Here is a 21,120-nt window from a genome sequence, read left to right on the forward strand (position 1 = left end):
AGGAGCCTCCAGCAGGCTCCTGGGCTCCACGAGGGCCCCGGAAGCGCCCCGGGGGTGCGCGCCGGGACCCGGGGCCGCGCGTCAGCTCTGGGGCGCGTCCTTGAGGATGCAGGTGAGCCGCGCGCTGCACACGCGCTTGCCGTCCTCGTCGGTGATGGCGATCTCGTACGTCGCCGAGGTGCGGCCGCGGTGGACGGGTGTGGCCACGCCGGTGACGAGGCCGGAGCGGACGCCGCGGTGGTGGGTGCAGTTCAGGTCGACGCCGACGGCGATCTTGGTGATGCCGCCGTGGAGCATGGCGCCGACGGACCCGATGGTCTCGGCGAGCACGGCGGAGGCTCCGCCGTGGAGCAGGCCGTAGGGCTGGGTGTTGCCTTCTACGGGCATGGTGCCGACGACGCGGTCCGAGGAGGCCTCGATGATCTGGACGCCCATGCGGTTGCCGAGGTGGCCCGCGGAGAAGAGGGCGGGCAGGTCGACGCCGAGCGCGGCGTACTCGTCGATGACCCCTTGCGGGAACTTCGGGGTGTGCTGTTCGCCCATGGGGTCCGGCTCCGTTCGTCTTTGACCGCTTCGTCGTGGATGTCTCCCGACTGAGCGAACGCTCAGTCGGCTGTCGATTGTTCCAGACGGACGACCACGGACTTGCTCGCGGGGGTGTTGCTGGTGTCGGCGGTCGCGTCGAGCGGGACCAGGACGTTGGTCTCCGGGTAGTACGCGGCCGCGCAGCCCCGGGCGGTGGGGTAGTGCACGACGCGGAAGCCGGGCGCGCGCCGTTCCACGCCGTCCTTCCACTCGCCGACGAGGTCGACGTACGAGCCGTCGGCGACGTGCAGCTCGCGGGCGTCCTCGGGGTTGACGAGGACGACCCGGCGGCCGTTCTTTATGCCCCGGTACCGGTCGTCGAGTCCGTAGATGGTGGTGTTGTACTGGTCGTGGGAGCGCAGGGTCTGCAGGAGCAGGCGGCCGGCGGGGAGTTCGGGGTACTCGACGGGCGCGGCGGTGAAGTTCGCCTTGCCGGTGGCCGTGGGGAAGCGGCGTTCGTCGCGGGGGGCGTGCGGGAGGGTGAAGCCGGCCGGGTCGGCCACGCGCGCGTTGAAGTCCTGGAAGCCGGGGATCACGCGGGCGATGCGGTCGCGGATGCTCGCGTAGTCCTTCTCGAACTCCTCCCAGGGCGTGGTGCTGCGCTCGCCGAGGGCCTTGCGGGCGAGGCGGGCCACGATGGCGGGCTCGGACAGCAGGTGGGGGCTCGCGGGTTCCAGGCGGCCGCGTGAGGCGTGCACCATGCCCATGGAGTCCTCGACGGTCACGAACTGCTCGCCGCCGCCCTGGAGGTCGCGCTCGGTGCGTCCGAGGGTGGGCAGGATGAGGGCCCGCGCGCCGGTGACGACGTGCGAGCGGTTCAGCTTGGTGGAGACGTGCACGGTCAGCCGGGCGCGCCGCATGGCCGCCTCGGTGACCTCGGTGTCGGGGGAGGCGGAGACGAAGTTCCCGCCCATGGCGAAGAAGACCTTCGCGTCGCCGTCGCGCAGGGCGCGGATGGCCCGTACGACGTCGTAGCCGTGTTCGCGGGGCGGCTTGAAGCCGAACTCCTTCTCCAGGGCGTCGAGGAAGGCGGGGGCGGGGCGTTCGAAGATGCCCATGGTGCGGTCGCCCTGGACGTTCGAGTGGCCGCGGACCGGGCAGACGCCCGCGCCGGTGCGGCCGATGTTGCCGCGCAGCAGCAGGAAGTTGACGACTTCGCGGATGGTCGGCACGGAGTGCTTGTGCTGGGTGAGGCCCATCGCCCAGCACACGATGGTGCGCTCGGAGGCGAGGACCATGCTCAGGGCCTCGTCGATCCGGTCGCGGGTGAGGCCGGTGGCGGTGAGGGTCTCGTCCCAGTCGGCGGCGCGGGCGGCCTGGGCGAAGTCCTCGAATCCGTGGGTGTGTTCGGCGATGAACGCCTCGTCGACGGCGCCCTCGGTGTCGAGGATCAGCTTGTTCAGCAGGCGGAAGAGCGCCTGGTCGCCGCCGAGGCGGATCTGCAGGAAGAGGTCGGTGAGCGCGGCGCCCTGGACCATGCCCCGGGGCGTCTGCGGGTTCTTGAAGCGCTCCATGCCCGCTTCGGGCAGCGGGTTGACCGTGATGATCTTCGCGCCGTTCGCCTTGGCCTTCTCCAGGGCCGAGAGCATGCGGGGGTGGTTCGTGCCGGGGTTCTGCCCGGCGACGATGATCAGGTCCGCCTGGTAGAGGTCGTCGAGCAGGACGCTGCCCTTGCCGATGCCTATGGTCTCGGAGAGGGCGGAACCCGAGGACTCGTGGCACATGTTCGAGCAGTCGGGCAGGTTGTTCGTGCCGAGCTCGCGGGCGAACAGCTGGTAGAGGAACGCGGCCTCGTTGCTGGTGCGGCCCGAGGTGTAGAAGAGGGCCTCGTCGGGGGAGCCGAGCGCGGCGAGTTCCTCGGCGACGATCTCGAAGGCGCGCTCCCAGGCGATGGGCTCGTAGTGGTCGGCGCCCTCGGGGAGGTACATGGGGTGGGTGAGGCGGCCCTGCTGGCCGAGCCAGTAGCCGCTGCGTCCGGCGAGGTCGGAGACGGTGTGCGCGGCGAAGAAGTCCGGGGTGACCCGGCGCAGGGTGGCCTCCTCGGCGACCGCCTTCGCGCCGTTCTCGCAGAACTCCGCGGTGTGCCTGTGCTCCGGCTCGGGCCAGGCGCAGCCCGGGCAGTCGAAGCCGTCCTTCTGGTTGACGCGCAGGAGGGTGAGCGCGGTGCGGCGCACGCCCATCTGCTGCTGGGCGATGCGCAGGGTGTGTCCGATGGCGGGGAGCCCGGCCGCCGCGCGCCTGGGTTCGGCTACCTGTGGCGTGTCCTGGACCGGATCGCTTTTCGGCGGCTTGCTGGCCATCGCTGAACCCTTTCGCGTGCGCACGTCGGTGTGCGTGACTTCGTACCGCTTGGATCCTCGCACGCGTGGCCGACAGTGCCGGTCACGGGCCGGTCATGGGGTGGGGGAATCCGGGCGGCGGAGGTGAGTGCCGGGCCGGGGCGGCTCTGGATGTCAGTGGGCCGTGGCAGGATCGGGGATGTGGCAGACACAGCATCGAAGAAGACCGAGAACACCGCAGGCACGGGCCGCCCGCGCCTGATGCTCATGGACGGGCACTCGCTGGCCTACCGCGCGTTCTTCGCGCTGCCCGCGGAGAATTTCACCACCGCGACGGGCCAGCCGACGAACGCCATCTATGGGTTCGCGTCGATGCTGGCGAACACGCTGCGCGACGAGTCGCCCACGCATTTCGCGGTGGCGTTCGACGTCTCGCGCAAGACGTGGCGCTCCGAGGAGTTCACCGAGTACAAGGCGAACAGGTCGAAGACCCCTGACGAGTTCAAGGGGCAGGTCGAGCTGATCGGCGAGGTGCTGGACGCGATGCACGCGCAGCGGTTCGCGGTGGACGGTTTCGAGGCTGACGACATCATCGCGACGCTCGCCACCCAGGCCGAGGCCGAGGGCTTCGACGTGCTGATCGTCACAGGCGACCGTGACTCCTTCCAGTTGGTCTCCGAGTACACGACGGTGCTGTATCCGACGAAGGGTGTCTCCGAGCTGACCCGGTTCACCCCGGAGAAGGTCTTCGAGAAGTACGGGCTGACGCCGGCGCAGTATCCGGACTTCGCGGCGCTGCGCGGCGACCCGTCGGACAACCTGCCGGGCATCCCCGGGGTCGGCGAGAAGACGGCCGCGAAGTGGATCAACCAGTTCGGTTCGTTCGCGGAGCTGGTCGAGCGGGTCGACGAGGTCAAGGGCAAGGCCGGGCAGAACCTGCGCGACCACCTGGAGGCGGTGAAGCTGAACCGCCGTCTCACGGAGATGGTCAAGGACGTCGAGCTGCCCCGGACGGTGGCGGACCTGGAGCGGGCCGCGTACGACCGCACGGCTCTCGCGATGGTCCTGGACACACTGGAGATCCGTAATCCGTCGCTGCGCGAGCGGCTGCTGGCCGTGGACCCGGGGGCGGCGGAGGCCGAGGAGGCGCGGCCCGTCGCGGAGGGCGTCGAGATCGACGGCGTGGTGCTGGGCGAGGGCGAGCTGAAGCCGTGGCTCGCCGAGCACGGCACGGCGGTTCTGGGCGTGTCCACGGTCGACTCCTGGGCGCTGGGCACGGGGTCCGTCGCGGAGGTGGCGCTGGCGGCCGGCGAGGGCGCGGCCGTCTGGTTCGACCCGTCCCGGCTGGACGAGTCCGACGAGAACGCGTTCGCCGCGTGGCTCGCGGACCCCGGGATGCACAAGGTCATGCACAACGCCAAGGGCGCGATGCGGGTCTTCGCCGAGCACGGCTGGACCATCGAGGGTGTGAGCATGGACACCGCCCTCGCCGCCTATCTGGTCAAGCCGGGCCGCCGCTCCTTCGCGCTGGACGCGCTCTCGCTGGAGTACCTCGGCCGGGAGCTCGGACCCGCCGCCGCGGCCGACGGCCAGCTCGCCTTCGGTACGGACGAGCAGGCCGAGGCGGACGCGCTGATGGCGCAGGCCCGCACGATCCTCGACCTGGGCGAGGCGTTCGGGGAGAAGCTCCAGGAGGTCGGCGCGGCGGATCTGCTGCGCGACATGGAGCTGCCCACGTCGAGTCTGCTGGCCCGCCTGGAGCGGCACGGCATCGCGGCGGACCGGGCGCATCTGGAGGCCATGGAGCAGATGTTCGCCGGCGCGGTGCAGCAGGCCGTGAAGGAGGCGCACGCGGCGGCGGGGCACGAGTTCAACCTCGGTTCGCCCAAGCAGCTCCAGGAGGTCCTCTTCGGTGAGCTGGCGCTGCCGAAGACGAAGAAGACCAAGACGGGTTACACGACGGACGCGGACGCGTTGGCCTGGCTCGCCTCGCAGACCGAGAACGAACTGCCCGTGATCATGCTCCGCCACCGTGAGCAGGCCAAGCTGCGCGTCACCGTCGAGGGCCTGATCAAGTCGATCGCCGCGGACGGCCGCATCCACACCACCTACAACCAGACGGTCGCGGCGACGGGCCGCCTGTCGTCGACGGACCCGAACCTGCAGAACATCCCGGTCCGCACGGACGAGGGCCGTGCGATCCGCCGCGGATTCGTGGTCGGTGAGGGCTTCGAGTCCCTGATGACCGCGGACTACAGCCAGATCGAGCTGCGGGTGATGGCCCATCTGTCCGAGGACGAGGGCCTGTTGGAGGCGTTCACCTCCGGCGAGGACCTGCACACCACCGTCGCCTCCCAGGTGTTCTCCGTGGAGCGGTCCGCTGTCGACGCCGAGATGCGCCGCAAGATCAAGGCGATGTCGTACGGCCTGGCCTACGGGCTGTCGGCCTTCGGCCTTTCCCAGCAGCTGAACATCGAGGCGGGCGAGGCCCGTGCGCTGATGGACACGTACTTCGAGCGGTTCGGCGGTGTACGGGACTATCTGCGCCGGGCGGTCGACGAGGCCCGGGCCACGGGGTACACGGCGACGCTCTTCGGGCGGCGCCGCTATCTGCCGGATCTCAACAGCGACAACCGGCAGCGCCGCGAGGCGGCCGAGCGCATGGCTCTCAACGCGCCCATCCAGGGCACGGCCGCCGACATCGTGAAGATCGCGATGCTCAACGTGGACCGGGCGCTGCGCGAGGCGAACCTCACCTCGCGCATGCTGCTCCAGGTCCATGACGAAATCGTCCTGGAGATCGCCCCGGGCGAGCGGGCCAGGACCGAGGAACTGCTGCGCCACGAGATGGCGTCCGCCGTCCAGCTCACCGTCCCGCTGGACGTCTCCGTCGGCTCGGGCACGGACTGGGAGTCGGCGGCCCACTAGCTCCGGGGCCGCCTCCAGCTCCGGGGCCGCCTCCAGCTCCGGGGCGGCCTCCGGCCAAGGGCGAAGGGCCCGGCACCATGAGGCGCCGGGCCCGTACGTGGGGCGGCTCGGCCGGGCGGCTCGGCCGCGTCCGGCGGCTGTCCGCCCAGGCCGTCGGGAGTGTCACTCGCGTGGCTCTTCCGGGGCGCCCCGGGCCGGAGCGTGCCGTAAGGATGCGGGCATGGGTATACGCACGCTCCACCGCCGTACGGCCATGGCCACGACCGTCGTGGTCGCGACCATGACGGTGACCGCGGCCGTCGCCCCCCTGCTCCTCGCGCCGATGCCCGCGCTCGCCGCGGAAGCGGGCACCGCCCAACTGCGCGGGACCCGCCGGTCCTCCCACGACGAGGACCTCGACGCCCGGATGTCCCGTGACCTGCGGGCGGCGCTGTCGGCCCGCCCGGGCACCGTCCTGGTGGCGGTCCACGGCGGCGGGCCCGTCCCGTCCCGCCCCGGGCCCGGCGACCGGATGCGACTGCCGGCGGTACTCACCGGCGCCCACGCGTTCCTGAGAACCCGGGCGTACGCCCTCCGACGGGTGACCCGGGTCACCCGGGTCCGCGGCGACCGGCGCGGGTTTGTTCGCCTCCGTCTGCCACGCCGGGTGAAGACGCACATCACGACCGGCCGACTGCCCCGGGCCACGAACGGCGGGCGTGTCCACGGCATCGGAGCCTTCACCGGGCCGGCCCGTACCTACCGTGTCATCGTCCTGTCGTACGACCATCCGACGATGCCGTACCGCGCCCGCGCCGTCGAACGGGTCGCCCGAGCGGTGCACCGGGCTCTGGGGCGGGGACGCGGACTGCTGCGGAGCCTCACTCCCGGTGCCGTGGTCAGCGCGGAGCCGGACGGCTCGGCTCCGTACGGGCCGCCGCGGGGGCTGGACGAGCCGGAGCGGGACGCCACAGCCTGACCGCCGCGACGTACAGACCGAGGCCGAGGACCAGGCCCGCGCCCCCGCCGAAGCACAGCGGCGGAATGAGTTCCCACGGCTTCGCGATGGACCTCCAGTACGCCCACCAGCGCACCGCCCGCTGCACCGCGGCGGCCAGCCCGAGGCCGCCGATCACGGCGAGGGCCAGCCGGCGGTCGGCGGTGGACAGGACGGGCACACCGACGGCCGGACCGGGCGGCGTACGGCGCAGCGCGAGCACCACGAACGCCCCGATCACGACGGCCGCCACCGCCGAACTGCCGTACTGGGCGTACCAGTAGAGCGGTGAGCCGGCGAAGTTCCGCCCGAGGACGGGGAAGAGCCGCACCCCCCACCGGTCGTGATGCGTGAAGGCGTCCCACACCACATGCGTCAGCGCGCCGAGCACCGCGGAGACGAACCACCACAGGACCGTCCGTGCGCGCACCGGTTCGCGCGCGACCCCACAGCGCAGGAGCCGTGCCGTGCGCCCCTGCCGTCCCGCGGGCAGCAGGGCCACCAGCGGCTCGCGCAGCACCAGCCAGGCACCCACCAGCGTCCATGCGATCAGCACATCGACGGTGAGGACGCCGGTGAACGAGTGGGTGAACGTGCCGAACTCCATGGCCCCGGGCACCACGCTCGCCGCGTAGTAGGTGATGTCGGGCGCGAAGGAACCCGCCACGAGAACGGCGGGAATCAACCGGCCGCGACCGCTTCCGTCCCCGCGCAGGGCGGGCAGTACGGCGGCCGCGTGACTGAGAGTGAAGGGCAAATCGTCCCCCTGCGACTACGGGTGACCGGCTATGTCCGGGCTGTTGATCACTGACGGCCAGTATGCGGGACGGCGACACATGGCCAACTGGTGAATACCGGGCACGAACGGGTCCCCGCGCAAGGGAAGTTGTCGTAGGGTCGCCTGGGTCCCCGTGCTGGGGAGTACGGCCGGAGACGGTGGAAGCGGGCAGGGTTCTGAGAGACGGCAGGCTACGCCGGTCGTCCGTGGGAGGGGTTCACTCAATGGCGGCGCAATTCGGCAGGCGGCTGCGCAAGGGCGCGGCAACCACCGCTGTGGCCGCGGTCGCGGTCGCGGCCCTGTCCGCCTCGCAGGCCCCGGGAGTGAGTGCCGACGACCACGGCAGACAGTCGGCCGGTGCCGACGTCGGCCAGGGCGCGAACGACGCGGGCGAGGACGGCACCGCGACCGGCAACTCGCGCTACTACACGGACCTTCCGCCGCTGCAGAGCCCGAACCCCGCACCGAGCGCGAGCGCGGGAGAGGGCACGCCCGCCGCAACGGGCTCCGCCGAGGCGGGCATCCCGGCGACCGTGCTCGACGCCTACAAGAAGGCCGAGGCGTCGCTGCGGGAGTCCAAGCCCACCTGCAACCTGCCCTGGCAGCTCCTCGCCGCGATCGGCAAGGTCGAGTCGGGCCAGGCCCGCGGCGGCCGCGTCGACGCGGCGGGCACCACCCTCTCGCCGATCCTCGGCCCGGTCCTCGACGGCAACGGCTTCGCCAGCATCAAGGACACCGACAACGGCGCGTACGACGGCGACAGCACGTACGACCGTGCGGTGGGCCCCATGCAGTTCATCCCCTCCACCTGGGCGTGGGCGGGCCGCGACGGCAACGGTGACGGCAAGAAGGACCCCAACAACGTCTACGACGCGGCGCTGGCCGCCGGGCACTACCTGTGCCGCTTCGACCACGACCTGTCGGTCCAGGCGCAGATGAACCAAGCGATCCTCAGCTACAACAACTCGACGGCGTACCTGAACACCGTCCTGTCGTGGCTGGAGTACTACCGCAAGGGCACGCACGAGGTACCGGACGGCACGGGCACGCTGCCCTCGCACGACAGCGACGGCACGGCCACGCCGAGCCCCACGCCTCCGGTGCCGTCCCCGCCCAGCCCCCCGAAGCCGGGCGGCGGCGACCCGACGAGCCCCGCCCCGAAGCCGACTCCGCCCGCCACCCCGACCCCGCCCGCCACCCCGACCCCGCCGGTCACCCCCACTCCGCCTCCGACGACCCCGCCCGCCACGCCGACGCCCACCGAGACGGTGGACCACCTGGCGAATGTGGGCGACGGGAAGGTCACGGCGACAGCCGGCGACACGTTCGCGCAGAAGATCGCGGTACGGACCGAGGACAAGGCCGGCAAGGCCGTGGCGAAGGTCCGGGTGCGGTTCACCATCGTCGGCGACACCGACGCCACCTTCGCCGGCGGAGAGAGCGTCGCCACGACCGTCACCAACTGGTCCGGCATGGCCATCGCGCCCGCGCTCGCGGCCGGTGAGAAGACGGGCGACTTCACCGTCCGCGTCACCGTCGTGGGCCGCGTCCTGGCCGGACTCGACTACACGGCCACCGTCACCGCCCGCCAGGCCGACACCCTGGCCCGCACCGCCGACACCGCGCTCACCTGTGTGCCGGGCGGCGAGTTCGCCGACCAGGTCGAGGTCAAGGCCACCTACCAGGGCGCCACCGCGGGCAAGGTCGCCGCCACCGCGACCCTGATCAAGTCCGCCGACGACACAGGCGAGAACGACAAGGGCCCCTACTTCAAGGACGCGGACGGCAAGACCGTACGCACCCTCACGACCCTGGTCACCGACGCGGACGGCCTGCTCAAGCTGCCGAAGCTGTACGCCGACGACACCACCGGCACCTTCCTGCTCCGCGTCACCACCACCGGCGGCGCGACACTGACCGTCGAACTGACGGTGGCCGCCGCCGCTTCCTAGCACCGCGCCGCCACCGCGCGCCCCGCGCGCGCCTCCAGGGCGCCCCCTCGGCTCACGCCGCGGAGGCGCCCTGATCCGTTGTGTGCGCAACGTGTTCTCATCTCGCCCCGCCGTTGCTACGGTGCCGGACCTGACGATGTATCAGCTCCTGACCCCGGGAGGCCCGCATGCGTGCCCTCATCGCCGCCGCGACCGGTCTCGTCGCGGCACTCGCGCTGGTCCTGACCATCACGGCCATGGGCTCGCCTGCCGGACACACCTCACCGAAGCCACTGCTCACCACCGTCCCCAAGCACCCCTGACACACGCACCGGGAGGGCCGTCGAGATGCGCCGCAAGACAAGCCTGATCCTGCTCGCGCTCGCCGTGTTCTTCGCGGCGCTGTCCCCGCTGCTGCGCTGGTACGCCTTCCCGCGCCTGGCCAAGATCCCCGCGAACCAGTACCAGGACATGGTCCTGGAGGCGAAGGACGCGACCCTCCTCGACTACGGCACCATGAAGGCGAAGAAGGTCTCCGAGGTCACCGTCGTGCAGACCCTCAAGGGCAACGTCGAGGCCTCCGACCGGATCGAGCGGACCGCCGGCCGGGACGTCGTCGTCTGGGACTCCCTCTCCTACGTGCAGGGCCCCGACGGGAAGATGGTCTCCAAGCTCCCCGAGCGCTACATCTTCGACGCGCACAGCCAGGAACCCGTCCACGCCACCGGCGAGTCCGTCGACGGCGACCCCGTCACCCGCGAGGGCATCGAGTTCAAGTGGCCCTTCCGGACCGAGAAGCGGGACTACGAGTACTTCGACGCGCAGACCCGCACCTCGGCACCCATCCACTACAAGGACACCCGGACCTTCCGGGGCGTCAAGGTCTACTACTTCGAGCAGACCATCCCCTGGACGAAGGTGAAGTTCCCCAAGGTCATGCCCGTCCAGGGCGTCACCCCCGAGTCCCTCGCCAAGACCGGCACCACCCGCTGGTACACCACCGTCCGCAGGTTCTGGGTCGAGCCGGTCACCGGAGCACCCGTCTACGGCGAGGAGATCCACAAGGAGGAACTGCGCGGCGGCACACTCCTGGGCGGCCGGGACAAGGTGACCGCCTTCTCCGGGGACGTGAAGATGCGCGAGGACTACATCAGGCACACCGTCGACCTGGTCAAGTCGAACCGCACCCTCGTCCTGATGATGACCTCCTACCTCCCCTGGGGCTTCCTGCTCCTGGGCGCCGCCCTGCTGTCCCTCTCCCTGTACCTGGAGGCCCGCGGACGCAGGCCGGGCGACCAGGCGCCCGCCCCGGCGGCCGACCCCGAGCCCGTCACCGCCTGAGCCGCGCGTTCGTGTACCGCGTCGGCTCGGCGGCCGCCGGGTCCTCGGGCCACGGATGCTTGGGGTACCGGCCGCGCAGCTCCGCCCGTACGCCCTTGTAGCCGTCCTTCCAGAAGGACGCGAGATCGGCGGTCACCGCGGCCGGACGGCCGGCGGGGGACAGGAGATGCACGAGTACGGGCACGCCCGCGACGGCGGGCGAGGCGTGCAGCCCGAACATCTCCTGCAGTTTCACCGCGAGCACCGGCTGCGCGGGGTCGGCGTAGTCGACGCGGATCCTCGACCCGCTCGGCACCTCGATCCGTTCGGGCGCGAGCTCGTCGAGCCGGGCCGCCTCCCCCGTCGCCCACGGCAGCAGCCGGTTCAGTGCCTGCCCGGCGCCGATCCGGGCCAGGTCCGCCCGCCGCCGGGCACGGCTCAGCTCCGGCTCCAGCCACTCCGCCACGCGCGCGTGCAGGGCTTCGTCGGAGACGTCCGGCCACGGGTCACCGAACCGCCGGTGCAGGAACGCGAGGCGCTGCCGCAGTACCTCGGCGTCCGGCGACCACCGCAGCAGACCGAAGCCCTCCTCCCGCAGCCCTTCGAGCAGCGCGTCCCGTACGAGCCCGGGGTCCGCGTTCCGCAACGGCCGCACGGCCAGCTCCACCGCACCCAGCCGCTCCACCCGCCGGGCGACGACGTCGCCGTCGGCCCAGCGCACCTCGTCGCCCTCGGAGTGCAGACCCGCGGCGGCCCGCCGCGCCGTCCGCTCGTCGATCACCGCCGCGAGCCGCACGCGCGCGTGCCCCCTGCCGACGGGACGGTCGGCGACGGCGACCGCGAGCCAGGGAGCACCGCGCAGGACGGACCCCTCGGCGGCTTCGGCGCGGGTCCCGCCGGCCATCAGGTGGGAGCCGCCCTGCGCGCGGGCGACACGCTCGGGGAACGCCAGCGCGGCGACGAGCCCGACGACCCCGTCGTCCCCCAGGCCCGTCCGCGCACCGCCGTCCGCCCGAGTCCCGTGCCGGTCCCCGTCGTTCGGCGGGGTGCCGTCACGGCCGTCTCCGTGGCGTCCCGGTCCCTGGGCGTGCGCTCCGGAGGAGGAGGGGGAACCGGGGGAGGACGCGTGGCCGGGCGCGGGCCCGGCGCCTGCCGCGGCGGAGCGCAGCCGCCGGGACTCGGCGCGCCAGCGGGCCGCGTAGGCGTCGCCCCCGCGCCGGGCGGTGCGCCAGGCGGCGGCCAGATCGTCGCCGTACTCGCGCGGGGGCTCCTCGCTCAGCAGGGCGACCACGTCGGCGGCCCGCGACGCGCCCGCCGACGGCGTCGCGTCCAGCAGCGCCCGCGCCAGCCGGGGGTGCAGCCCCAGGCGGGACATGCGCACACCGCGTTCCGTGGCCCGCCCCGTGGCGTCGACCGCGCCCACGGCGGTCAGGACGGCCCGCGCCGCCGCCATCGCCCCGCCCGGCGGCGGATCCAGCAGGGCCAGCCCCGTCGCCCCGGGATCGCCCCAGCAGGCAGCCTGGAGGGCGAACGCCGTCAGATCGGCCACCTTGATCTCGGGGGCCGGGAACCGCGCCAGACGGCCGTCCTCCGCCTCCGCCCAGCACCGGTACACCGTGCCCGGCGCCTCCCGCCCGGCCCGGCCCGCCCGCTGCCGCCCGGCAGCCTGCGACGCCCGTACGGTCGCCAGCGCGCTCAGCCCGCGCGCGTGGTCCACCCGCGGCTCGCGCGCCAGTCCCGAGTCGACGACCACGCGCACCCCGGGAACCGTCAGCGACGACTCGGCCACCGAGGTCGCGAGGACCACCCGGCGCCGGACACCGGCCGTGAGCACCGCGTCCTGCACCGCCGCCGGAGCCCGCCCGTGCACCTGGAGCACATCGACGTCCCCGAGACCGCCGAGCTGCCCGGCGACCCGCGCGATCTCCCCGACCCCCGGAAGGAAGCACAGGACGTCACCCGGGCGCTCGGCCAGCGCCCGCCGCACCGTGGACGCCACATGCGTCAGCAGCGCCGGGTCCACCCGCATCCCGTGCGGCGGAGCCACGGGGCGCACGGGCGGCGCCCACACCGTCTCGACCGGATACGAGACACCCCGCGCCTCCACGACCGGCGCGTCGCCCAGCAGGCGTGCCCAGCCCCCGGCGTCCGTCGTCGCGGAAGCGGCGACCAGCCGCAGTTCGGGACGGAGCGCGGCCCGCACGTCCAACAGGAACGCGGCCACCGTGTCGGCGTCCAGATGCCGCTCGTGACACTCGTCGAGCACGACCACGTCGACGCCCGCCAGTTCCTGGTCCCGCTGCAGCCGCTGGAGCAGGACCCCGGTCGTGACGACCTCCACGCGCGCGCGGGGGCCGACCACGCGCTCCCCGCGCACCGTGAAACCGACGCTCCCGCCGACCTGCTCGCCCAGCAGCCACGCCATCCGCCGTGCGGCGGCACGGGCCGCGATCCGCCGCGGCTCGGCCACCACCACCCGGCGCGCCGGGCGCCCGTCGTCCAGGAGACCCGCTAGGGCCAGCGGCACCAGCGTCGTCTTGCCGGTGCCGGGCGGCGCCACCAGCACCGCGCTGCCGTGCCCCTCCAGGGCTTCGTCCACAGCGGGCAGGGCGCCACGTACGGGCAGCACGTCCAGGGCTTCGTAACGGATCACGCCCCCAGTCTCGTACGCGCGCCGAACCGGCCGCGTACGAACTCCGGGACAGCCTCCACGCGCGCGTGCCGCACCGTCACACAAGAAAACAGAAGAAGGGGAGCCGAATCGGCTCCCCTTCACTGGTCGTCCTTGATCCTTTGCCGTTCCCTCGGTCCCTCGGGTCAGTCCCGTTCGCACACGAAGATCGCCGTGCCCGGAATGAGGTTGCCGCGCAGCGGGGACCAGCCGCCCCACTCCTGGGTGTTCCAGGCGGGCCACTCGGGCTCGACGACGTCGACCAGGCGGAAACCTCCGGCCACCACGTCCCGGACCCGGTCACCCACCGTCCTGTGGTGCTCGACATAGACCGCGCGGCCGTCCTCGTCCTGCTCCACGTACGGAGTGCGGTCGAAGTAGGACGCGGACACCGTCAGGCCCTCGGCTCCCGGCTCGTCCGGGAACGCCCAGCGGACGGGATGCGTGACGGAGAAGACGAAACGGCCGCCGGGGCGCAGTACCCGGTGGACCTCCCGCAGCACCAGCACCGGGTCGGCGACGAAGGGCAGCGCGCCGTACGCCGAGCACGCGAGGTCGAACGAGCCGTCCGCGAACGGCAGCGCGCTCGCGTCGGCCTCCACCAGGGGCACGGTGCCCCCGATGCGCAGGGCGTGCTGGAGCTGGCGGTGGGAGAGGTCCAGGGCCACCGGACGGGCGCCCTGCGCGGCCAGCCAGCGCGAGCACTGCGCCGCGCCGGCGCCGATCTCCAGGACGTCCTTGTCCTTCAGGTCCTCCGCGGGGCCGAGCAGCTCGGCCTCCACCTCGTCGAGGCCCTCGGGGCACCACACGAAGCGGTCGTCGCCGAGGAACGTGCCGTGCTCGATCTGATAGTCGTCCGCGTTCCGGTCCCACCAGCCCCGATTCGCCCGGGAACTCTCGATGAGATCCGCATCACGTCGGGTGGCTTCCGGTTCGAACGGTTCGGGCTCTTGGATGATCGGCTCCCTCGTCGTACTCTTCCGTCCAACCCGTCTCGGGCGTGTCACGACAGAGGCGTCCTACTGCCCGCGTGGCCTTGTGAGACAGGTCTTGTGCCGGGATTGCGGCGATCCGCCCCGGGTGTGCGCCTTCGCGCATTGACCCTGCCCGGCTGCCCCCGTATGCTACAAGTTGCGCTGCGGGCCTGCGCTCCTCAGACGTAGCAGGCTGTGCTCGCATCTGTATGTATGTCCCTCGGTTTTCGAGGCGCCTCCGGCTTTAGCCGGGTAGGGCGCTTCCTTCACTGTCCGGCTTCTACAGGGCGAAACGGGCTCCCGGCGTAAGCAGTACCTACGACTCACTGTCCGTACCGGAGCCCTTTCCCACATGACGAGCAGCACCGAGACCACCTCTACCACGCCGCAGGTAGCGGTCAACGACATCGGTAACGAGGAAGCATTCCTCGCCGCGATCGACGAGACGATCAAGTACTTCAACGACGGCGACATCGTCGACGGCGTCATCGTGAAGGTCGACCGGGACGAGGTCCTGCTCGACATCGGTTACAAGACCGAAGGTGTCATCCCGAGCCGCGAGCTCTCGATCAAGCACGACGTCGACCCGAACGAGGTCGTCAAGGTCGGCGACGAGATCGAAGCCCTTGTTCTCCAGAAGGAGGACAAGGAAGGCCGCCTGATCCTCTCGAAGAAGCGCGCCCAGTACGAGCGCGCCTGGGGCACCATCGAGAAGATCAAGGAAGAGGACGGCATCGTCACCGGCACCGTCATCGAGGTGGTCAAGGGTGGTCTCATCCTCGACATCGGCCTCCGTGGCTTCCTGCCGGCTTCTCTCGTCGAGATGCGCCGTGTCCGCGACCTCCAGCCCTACGTGGGCAAGGAGCTCGAGGCCAAGATCATCGAGCTGGACAAGAACCGCAACAACGTGGTCCTGTCCCGCCGTGCCTGGCTGGAGCAGACCCAGTCCGAGGTCCGCCAGACGTTCCTCACGACCCTCCAGAAGGGTCAGGTTCGCTCCGGCGTCGTCTCCTCGATCGTCAACTTCGGTGCCTTCGTGGACCTGGGTGGCGTCGACGGTCTGGTGCACGTCTCCGAGCTTTCCTGGAAGCACATCGACCACCCGTCCGAGGTTGTCGAGGTCGGCCAGGAAGTCACCGTCGAGGTCCTCGACGTCGACATGGACCGCGAGCGCGTCTCCCTGTCGCTCAAGGCGACGCAGGAAGACCCGTGGCAGCAGTTCGCCCGGACGCACCAGATCGGTCAGGTCGTCCCGGGTAAGGTCACGAAGCTCGTTCCGTTCGGTGCGTTCGTCCGCGTGGACGAGGGCATCGAGGGTCTGGTCCACATCTCCGAGCTGGCCGAGCGCCACGTGGAGATCCCGGAGCAGGTCGTCCAGGTCAACGACGAGATCTTCGTCAAGGTCATCGACATCGACCTCGAGCGCCGCCGCATCAGCCTCTCGCTGAAGCAGGCCAACGAGGCCTTCGGTGCCGACCCGGCGTCGGTCGACTTCGACCCGACCCTGTACGGCATGGCCGCGTCGTACGACGACCAGGGCAACTACATCTACCCCGAGGGCTTCGACCCGGAGACCAACGACTGGCTCGAGGGCTTCGAGTCCCAGCGTGAGGTGTGGGAGACGCAGTACGCCGAGGCGCAGCAGCGCTTCGAGCAGCACCAGGCTCAGGTCATCAAGTCCCGCGAGGCCGACGCGCAGGCCGAGGCCGAGGGTGCCAGCACCTCCAGCGCGGCTCCGGCTGCCTCGGGTGGCGGCGGTTCCTACTCCTCGGAGTCGGACGACAACTCCGGCGCCCTGGCGTCGGACGAGGCGCTCGCCGCCCTCCGCGAGAAGCTCGCCGGCGGCCAGAGCTGAAAAGCTCACCGCTAGCAAGTAGCTGAAAGAAGTGGGCCCGCACCGATCCGGTGCGGGCCCACTTCTGTGTCGGCTCTGTGTCGGCCTTCTGCGCCGGCGCTTCTTCGGGAGGGCGAACGCCGATGTCCGCGGCTGGGGCCCCGAGTCGCCGGCCGAGACCACCGGCAGGGGTGCCCCGGACAAGCGCGCGTGCCGCCCTCGTAACACGCGTGTGCTGTGCTGACGGAGATCAGCCGACGGGGTCCTCACCGGCCCCGGGACTCCCGCCGGCCGCTCGTGGAGGCCGAGCGACCGGCACGGGACAGAGGCGCGGGGCGCGGGACGGGAATGTCCGTGCTCTGCACCACGTTGTGCAGTACGAACACGAGGAGGAGCGGTCACAGTGCTTGATCCGCAGGGTTTGTACGCATGGGAGCCGAAGGGGCTGGCCGTGGTCGACATGGCACTCGCCCAGGAGTCGGCCGGTCTTGTCATGCTCTACCACTTCGACGGATACATCGACGCGGGCGAAACGGGCGAGCAGATCGTCGACCGGATCCTCGACTCACTGCCCCATCAGGTCGTGGCCCGCTTCGACCACGACCGGCTCGTGGACTACCGGGCCCGGCGTCCGCTCTTGACGTTCAAGCGCGACCGCTGGACGGAGTACGAGGAGCCGACCCTTGAGGTCCGGCTCGTACAGGACGCCACCGGCGCGCCCTTCCTGCTGCTGTCGGGGCCCGAACCGGACACCGAGTGGGAGCGCTTCGCCGCCGCGGTCCAGCAGATCGTGGAACGCCTCGGCGTCCGTCTGAGCGTGAACTTCCACGGCATCCCCATGGGCGTCCCGCACACCCGCCCGGTGGGCCTCACCCCGCACGGCAACCGCACGGACCTGGTGCCCGGACACCGCAGCCCCTTCGACGAGGCGCAGGTCCCCGGAAGCGCCGAGTCCCTCGTGGAGTACCGCCTCATGGAGGCCGGCCACGACGTGCTCGGTGTCGCCGCCCATGTGCCCCACTACATCGCGCGCTCTCCGTACCCGGACGCGGCTCTGACGGTCCTGGAGTCCATCACGGCCGGGACCGGCCTGGTGCTTCCCGGGATAGCGCACGGCCTGCGGACCGAGGCGCACCGCACCCAGACCGAGATCGACCGGCAGATCCAGGAGGGCGACGAGGAACTCGTCGCGCTCGTACAGGGCCTTGAGCACCAGTACGACGCCGCCGCGGGCGCCGAGACCCGCGGCAACATGCTCGCCGAACCGGTGGACATCCCCTCGGCGGACGAGATCGGCCAGGAGTTCGAGCGCTTCCTGGCGGAGCGTGAAGGCGACGCCTGACCGTTTCTCGTAGGCTCCCGGGCGCTGGGTCTGTCAGTGGCAGGCCCTAAGCTGCGGGACATGCTGAAGGTGGGCCTGACCGGCGGTATCGGCGCCGGCAAGAGCGAAGTGTCACGACTGCTCGTCGAGCACGGCGCGGTGCTGATCGACGCGGACAGGATCGCGCGGGAGGTCGTCGCGCCCGGAACTCCCGGGCTGGCGGCGGTGGTCGACGCCTTCGGCGACGACGTGCTCGCTCCGGACGGCGGCCTGGACCGGCCGAAGCTCGGCTCGATCGTCTTCGCCGACGCGGAGAGACTGGCCGTCCTGAACTCGATCGTGCACCCCCTGGTCGGCACGCGCTCGCGCGCGCTGGAGGACGAGGCCCCCGAGGGCGCCGTCGTCGTCCACGACGTTCCCCTGCTCGCGGAGAACGGCCTGGCCTCGCTGTACGACCTCGTGATCGTCGTGGACGCCCACCCCGAGACCCAGCTCGACCGCCTCGTCCGCCTGCGCGGCATGACCGAGGACGACGCCCGCGCCCGCATGGCCGCCCAGGCCCCGCGCGACAAGCGCCTGGAGATCGCGGACATCGTCATCGACAACGACGTACCGCTGGACGAACTGGAGCGGCGCGTAAGGGATGTATGGGGCGATCTCGTGCGCAGAGCCCGGCAGCCCCAGGAATAGCGCCTCCCGGCAGGGGCGTTGAAACCCTGCAGCGAGGGAAGGACTCTGCCGTGCCCGAGACCAGCGGACCGACCGGACGTTCTCCGGAGACGCACGTCATCGACTTCCGCGCCGCCGAGCAACTGCTCGCCGCGCGCGACCCGCGGGGTGCGGTGAAGCTGCTCGACCCCGTGGTCGCCGCCCACCCGGAGAACACCGCGGCCCGGCTGCTGCGTGCGCGGGCCTTCTTCGCCGCCGCGCAACTGCGCCCGGCGGAGCTGGAGTTCACGATCGTCCTGGAGCGCGAGCCGGACAACGCTTTCGCGCACTTCGCGCTCGCCCGGACCTACGAACGCCAGCGGCGCCCCGAGCAGGCGAAGCGGCACTTCAGACTGGCGGCCGCACTCGACCCGAAGCCGCAGTACCTGGAAGCCGCCCGCTTCGACTCGTAGCCGGCCCGCGCGAGACGGCGGTGGGAGCGTGCGAGTCGACGCCACCCGGCGGGAGCGTTCACGGCTCCCCGCGCGGCACGTCGCACATCAGGGGTCCGTCCGGCGGGTTCAGGGGTGCGAGGGCCTCGACGGGCGACGGCGCCGCGGCGGCCGGTACGCGGGCCGGTCGTCCACGGGCTCGTACGGGGGGACGTCACGGCCCGGCTGGTAGTGCGGACCCTGCCTGATGTGCCGAAGGATCATGGTCATGTCGACGGTGACGACCACCCAGAGCACACCGCAGGCGACCGCCCATCCCGGCCGTCCCACCAGGATGAACGCGACCGTCCCGAAAATGGCCCAGACCAGACCCCAGACGCTCAGCCACAAGCGCATCCGCAGAGCACTGCGCGCTGTCATCGGTTCACTGCCCGTACGCATCAGGACCACCACTCCTACGAAGAAACGTACTCTTCGTCGTGCACGTTCACCAAGGGAGAAGCGGTCCGGACGGCGACCGCCGGGGGAGGCGACGGTGCTGCTGAAGGCGCTGCGGGCGGACGCGAGGCTCGCCGAGTGGCTGAGGGACCTGGAGAGCGAGGGCTCCGCGTGGCGGGAAGCGGAGCTCCCGGACGCCGACGAACTGCCCGACATCCTGCTCGACCTTGCCGTGCCCCACGAGCACATCAACGAACTCGTCGCCCTGCGAGCCCGGTTGGCCGCCGACCCGGAGGCCATGACCCTCCTCGCGCGCTGTGTCACCCGCTTCGTCCGGGACATGGGAGAGATCGGCAAGGGCTGGGAGCCGCCCGCATTCCCCGCGACGGCGGGAGCACTCGGGCGCTGCTTCCATCTGTACGTCTTCATAGCGGCGCTTCCGTACGTCCGCGCCCACCACCGGGAACGCGGAATCCCGGAGGACGTCTCGCGGCGCACCTTCGCCGATCTCGGCCGCCATGTGTCCGTGCACCACAGAAGGGCGGGCGGCCCCGGACTGCTGTTCCCCTGGTGGATCGCCCTGCACTTCCACGGCGAGCTGTTCCAACTGGGCCGGCTCCAGTTCCAGCGGGTGCTCCTGGGGCGGCGCACGGCCGCCGCCGTCGCGGCGGCGGGACTGGACCTCGGCCCCGGCGACCCCTGCCTGAGCCTGCACATCACCGACTTCCGCGGCCCTCTCTCCCCGACCGCCTGCGACCGTTCGCTCGCCCTGGCCCGGGATTTCTTCGCCCGCCACTACCCCGACGAGCGCCACGGCACAGCCGTCTGCGACTCCTGGCTGCTCGACCCGCAGCTCAAGCGGTATCTGCCCGCCGACTCCAACATCATCCGCTTCCAGGACCGCTTCCACCCGCTGAGCGAGGAGACGACCCCGGACGACTCGGTGCCCATCGGCTTCGTCTTCGGCGATCCGGAGCTCCCGCTCGACTCCCTGCCGCGGCGCAACAGCGTCGAGCGCGCGGTGGTGGACCATCTGCGCGCGGGCGGACATTGGTACGGCGGGCGAGGCTGGTTCGCGCTGTAGTCCGTCCCGGCCTCGCGCGCGGCTCGGACTGGTGTCCTTCGAACATGTCACTCGAACGAGTGATGGGGGGAGGGAACAGGCCCATGGAAGCCGTCCGTTGGACGGATATGAGGATCGAGAAGCGTCAGGGACACCAGGGAACGGGACCCGGGGCCATCACACCGGACGGCTGCGCGGTCGAGTTGTACACCCGCCTTCCCGTCGGAGCGGAACCGGGCATCATCACCGCCGCCGTGCCCGCCGCCGCGCACATTCTGGAACTGGGCAGCGGGGTCGGCCGGATGACCCACCCCCTCCTGGATCTGGGGTTCGCGGTCACGGCGGTGGACGAGTCCGCGGACATGCTGGAGCACGTCCGCGGGGCGCGCAGGATACGCAGCAGCATCGAGGACCTGGACCTCGGCGAGAGCTTCGACGTCGTGCTGCTGGCGTCGTTCCTTATACATACCGGGGACATCGGGGTACGGAGGGCGATCCTGGACACCTGCGTCCGCCATGTCGCGGACGACGGCTGCGTGCTGATCCAACGCGAGGGCGAGGACTGGCACACCGATGTGCCCCGCGAGCGCATCGACCCGTCCGGATTCGTCGTGCGCATCGTGTCCGCCGAGCCCGTCGGGGAGGGGGTCGACTCGGTGCGCGCGGAGTACGCGTTCCCGGACGCCACCTGGACCCAGACGTTCCTGTCCCGCCCTTTGACGAAGGACGATTTCGAGGAGGCGCTGGCGGAGGCGGGTCTGAAGGTGGACCGGTATCTGACCGACGACGGGGTGTGGGTGAGAGCCGTGAAGGGGTGAGGGCCATAAGGGGGAGCGCATCGGCGCTGGGAGAGGAGGGAGGGGGACGGGGGCGGGGGAGAGGGGGACGGAGGAGGAAGGGGGGAGTGGGCGGCGGTCGAACG

Annotated in this window: 17 protein-coding genes; 11 read left to right on the forward strand and 6 right to left on the reverse strand. The window is 71.5% G+C overall.

Annotated elements, in window-relative coordinates; all coding sequences use genetic code 11:
- Positions 1–81: 81 nt before the first annotated feature.
- Positions 82–543 carry a PaaI family thioesterase gene (locus OHT01_RS29355; RefSeq protein WP_328556117.1) on the reverse strand — a complete coding sequence of 154 codons (462 nt, stop codon included), beginning with the start codon at positions 541–543 and terminating at the stop codon, positions 82–84.
- Between the two features lie 62 nt (positions 544–605).
- Positions 606–2,885 (reverse strand): FdhF/YdeP family oxidoreductase, encoded by a 2,280-nt coding sequence (locus tag OHT01_RS29360; protein ID WP_328556118.1) that lies wholly within the window; start codon positions 2,883–2,885, stop codon positions 606–608.
- 180 nt (positions 2,886–3,065) lie between these two features.
- Between OHT01_RS29360 and polA the strand changes: the two genes are divergently transcribed.
- Positions 3,066–5,792 (forward strand): DNA polymerase I, encoded by a 2,727-nt coding sequence (polA, locus tag OHT01_RS29365; RefSeq protein WP_328556119.1) that lies wholly within the window; start codon positions 3,066–3,068, stop codon positions 5,790–5,792.
- 220 nt (positions 5,793–6,012) lie between these two features.
- A complete protein-coding gene (locus OHT01_RS29370; RefSeq protein ID WP_328556120.1) occupies positions 6,013–6,750 on the forward strand; it encodes a hypothetical protein in 738 nt (245 codons plus the stop codon).
- On the opposite strand, the gene OHT01_RS29375 is transcribed toward OHT01_RS29370, so the two are convergent.
- Positions 6,671–7,525 (reverse strand): DUF4184 family protein, encoded by an 855-nt coding sequence (locus OHT01_RS29375; protein ID WP_328556121.1) that lies wholly within the window; start codon positions 7,523–7,525, stop codon positions 6,671–6,673. The genes OHT01_RS29370 and OHT01_RS29375 overlap by 80 nt on opposite strands.
- 245 nt (positions 7,526–7,770) lie before the next feature.
- Between OHT01_RS29375 and OHT01_RS29380 the strand changes: the two genes are divergently transcribed.
- From OHT01_RS29380 to OHT01_RS29390, 3 genes are all read left to right on the forward strand, one after another.
- Positions 7,771–9,498 carry a lytic transglycosylase domain-containing protein gene (locus OHT01_RS29380; protein WP_328556122.1) on the forward strand — a complete coding sequence of 576 codons (1,728 nt, stop codon included), beginning with the start codon at positions 7,771–7,773 and terminating at the stop codon, positions 9,496–9,498.
- A gap of 167 nt (positions 9,499–9,665) precedes the next feature.
- Positions 9,666–9,800, forward strand: coding sequence for an SPW_0924 family protein (locus OHT01_RS29385; RefSeq protein WP_328556123.1), 135 nt, complete (start codon positions 9,666–9,668; stop codon positions 9,798–9,800).
- A 25-nt stretch (positions 9,801–9,825) separates the two neighbouring features.
- On the forward strand, positions 9,826–10,818 hold the full coding sequence (locus tag OHT01_RS29390) for a DUF3068 domain-containing protein (RefSeq protein ID WP_328556124.1): 993 nt from the start codon (positions 9,826–9,828) through the stop codon (positions 10,816–10,818).
- Here the strand turns inward: OHT01_RS29390 and OHT01_RS29395 are convergent.
- Together OHT01_RS29395 and OHT01_RS29400 are read right to left on the reverse strand one after the other, a co-directional pair.
- Positions 10,808–13,450 (reverse strand): ATP-dependent RNA helicase, encoded by a 2,643-nt coding sequence (locus tag OHT01_RS29395; protein WP_328556125.1) that lies wholly within the window; start codon positions 13,448–13,450, stop codon positions 10,808–10,810. The two genes, OHT01_RS29390 and OHT01_RS29395, sit on opposite strands and share 11 nt — an antisense overlap.
- A 164-nt stretch (positions 13,451–13,614) precedes the next feature.
- The gene (locus OHT01_RS29400) at positions 13,615–14,475 is read right to left on the reverse strand and encodes a class I SAM-dependent methyltransferase (protein WP_328556126.1); all 861 of its coding nucleotides are present in this window, start codon (positions 14,473–14,475) and stop codon (positions 13,615–13,617) included.
- A 319-nt stretch (positions 14,476–14,794) separates the two neighbouring features.
- On the opposite strand from OHT01_RS29400, the gene rpsA reads away from it, so the two are divergent.
- From rpsA to OHT01_RS29420, 4 genes are all read left to right on the forward strand, one after another.
- Complete coding sequence (rpsA, locus tag OHT01_RS29405) at positions 14,795–16,297, forward strand: 30S ribosomal protein S1 (RefSeq protein ID WP_266757574.1); 1,503 nt, start codon at positions 14,795–14,797, stop codon at positions 16,295–16,297.
- A gap of 382 nt (positions 16,298–16,679) precedes the next feature.
- Positions 16,680–17,618, forward strand: a complete 939-nt coding sequence (locus OHT01_RS29410; RefSeq protein ID WP_328556127.1) for a PAC2 family protein — start codon at positions 16,680–16,682, stop codon at positions 17,616–17,618.
- Positions 17,619–17,678: 60 nt separating this feature from the next.
- The gene (coaE, locus tag OHT01_RS29415; RefSeq protein ID WP_328556128.1) at positions 17,679–18,287 is read left to right on the forward strand and encodes a dephospho-CoA kinase; all 609 of its coding nucleotides are present in this window, start codon (positions 17,679–17,681) and stop codon (positions 18,285–18,287) included.
- Positions 18,288–18,337: 50 nt separating this feature from the next.
- Positions 18,338–18,718 (forward strand): tetratricopeptide repeat protein, encoded by a 381-nt coding sequence (locus OHT01_RS29420; RefSeq protein WP_328556129.1) that lies wholly within the window; start codon positions 18,338–18,340, stop codon positions 18,716–18,718.
- A 108-nt stretch (positions 18,719–18,826) separates the two neighbouring features.
- Here OHT01_RS29420 and OHT01_RS29425 read toward each other — a convergent pair whose 3' ends face one another.
- Complete coding sequence (locus OHT01_RS29425) at positions 18,827–19,138, reverse strand: DUF6343 family protein (RefSeq protein WP_328556130.1); 312 nt, start codon at positions 19,136–19,138, stop codon at positions 18,827–18,829.
- Between the two features lie 94 nt (positions 19,139–19,232).
- Between OHT01_RS29425 and OHT01_RS29430 the strand changes: the two genes are divergently transcribed.
- Together OHT01_RS29430 and OHT01_RS29435 are read left to right on the forward strand one after the other, a co-directional pair.
- Positions 19,233–20,219: an acyltransferase domain-containing protein gene (locus tag OHT01_RS29430; RefSeq protein WP_328556131.1), complete on the forward strand. Its 987-nt coding sequence runs from the start codon at positions 19,233–19,235 to the stop codon at positions 20,217–20,219.
- Positions 20,220–20,302: 83 nt separating this feature from the next.
- Positions 20,303–21,016, forward strand: coding sequence for a class I SAM-dependent methyltransferase (locus OHT01_RS29435; protein ID WP_443043462.1), 714 nt, complete (start codon positions 20,303–20,305; stop codon positions 21,014–21,016).
- Positions 21,017–21,120 lie beyond the last annotated feature (104 nt).

The organism is Streptomyces sp. NBC_00358, from assembly GCF_036099295.1.
Lineage (GTDB): Bacteria > Actinomycetota > Actinomycetes > Streptomycetales > Streptomycetaceae > Streptomyces.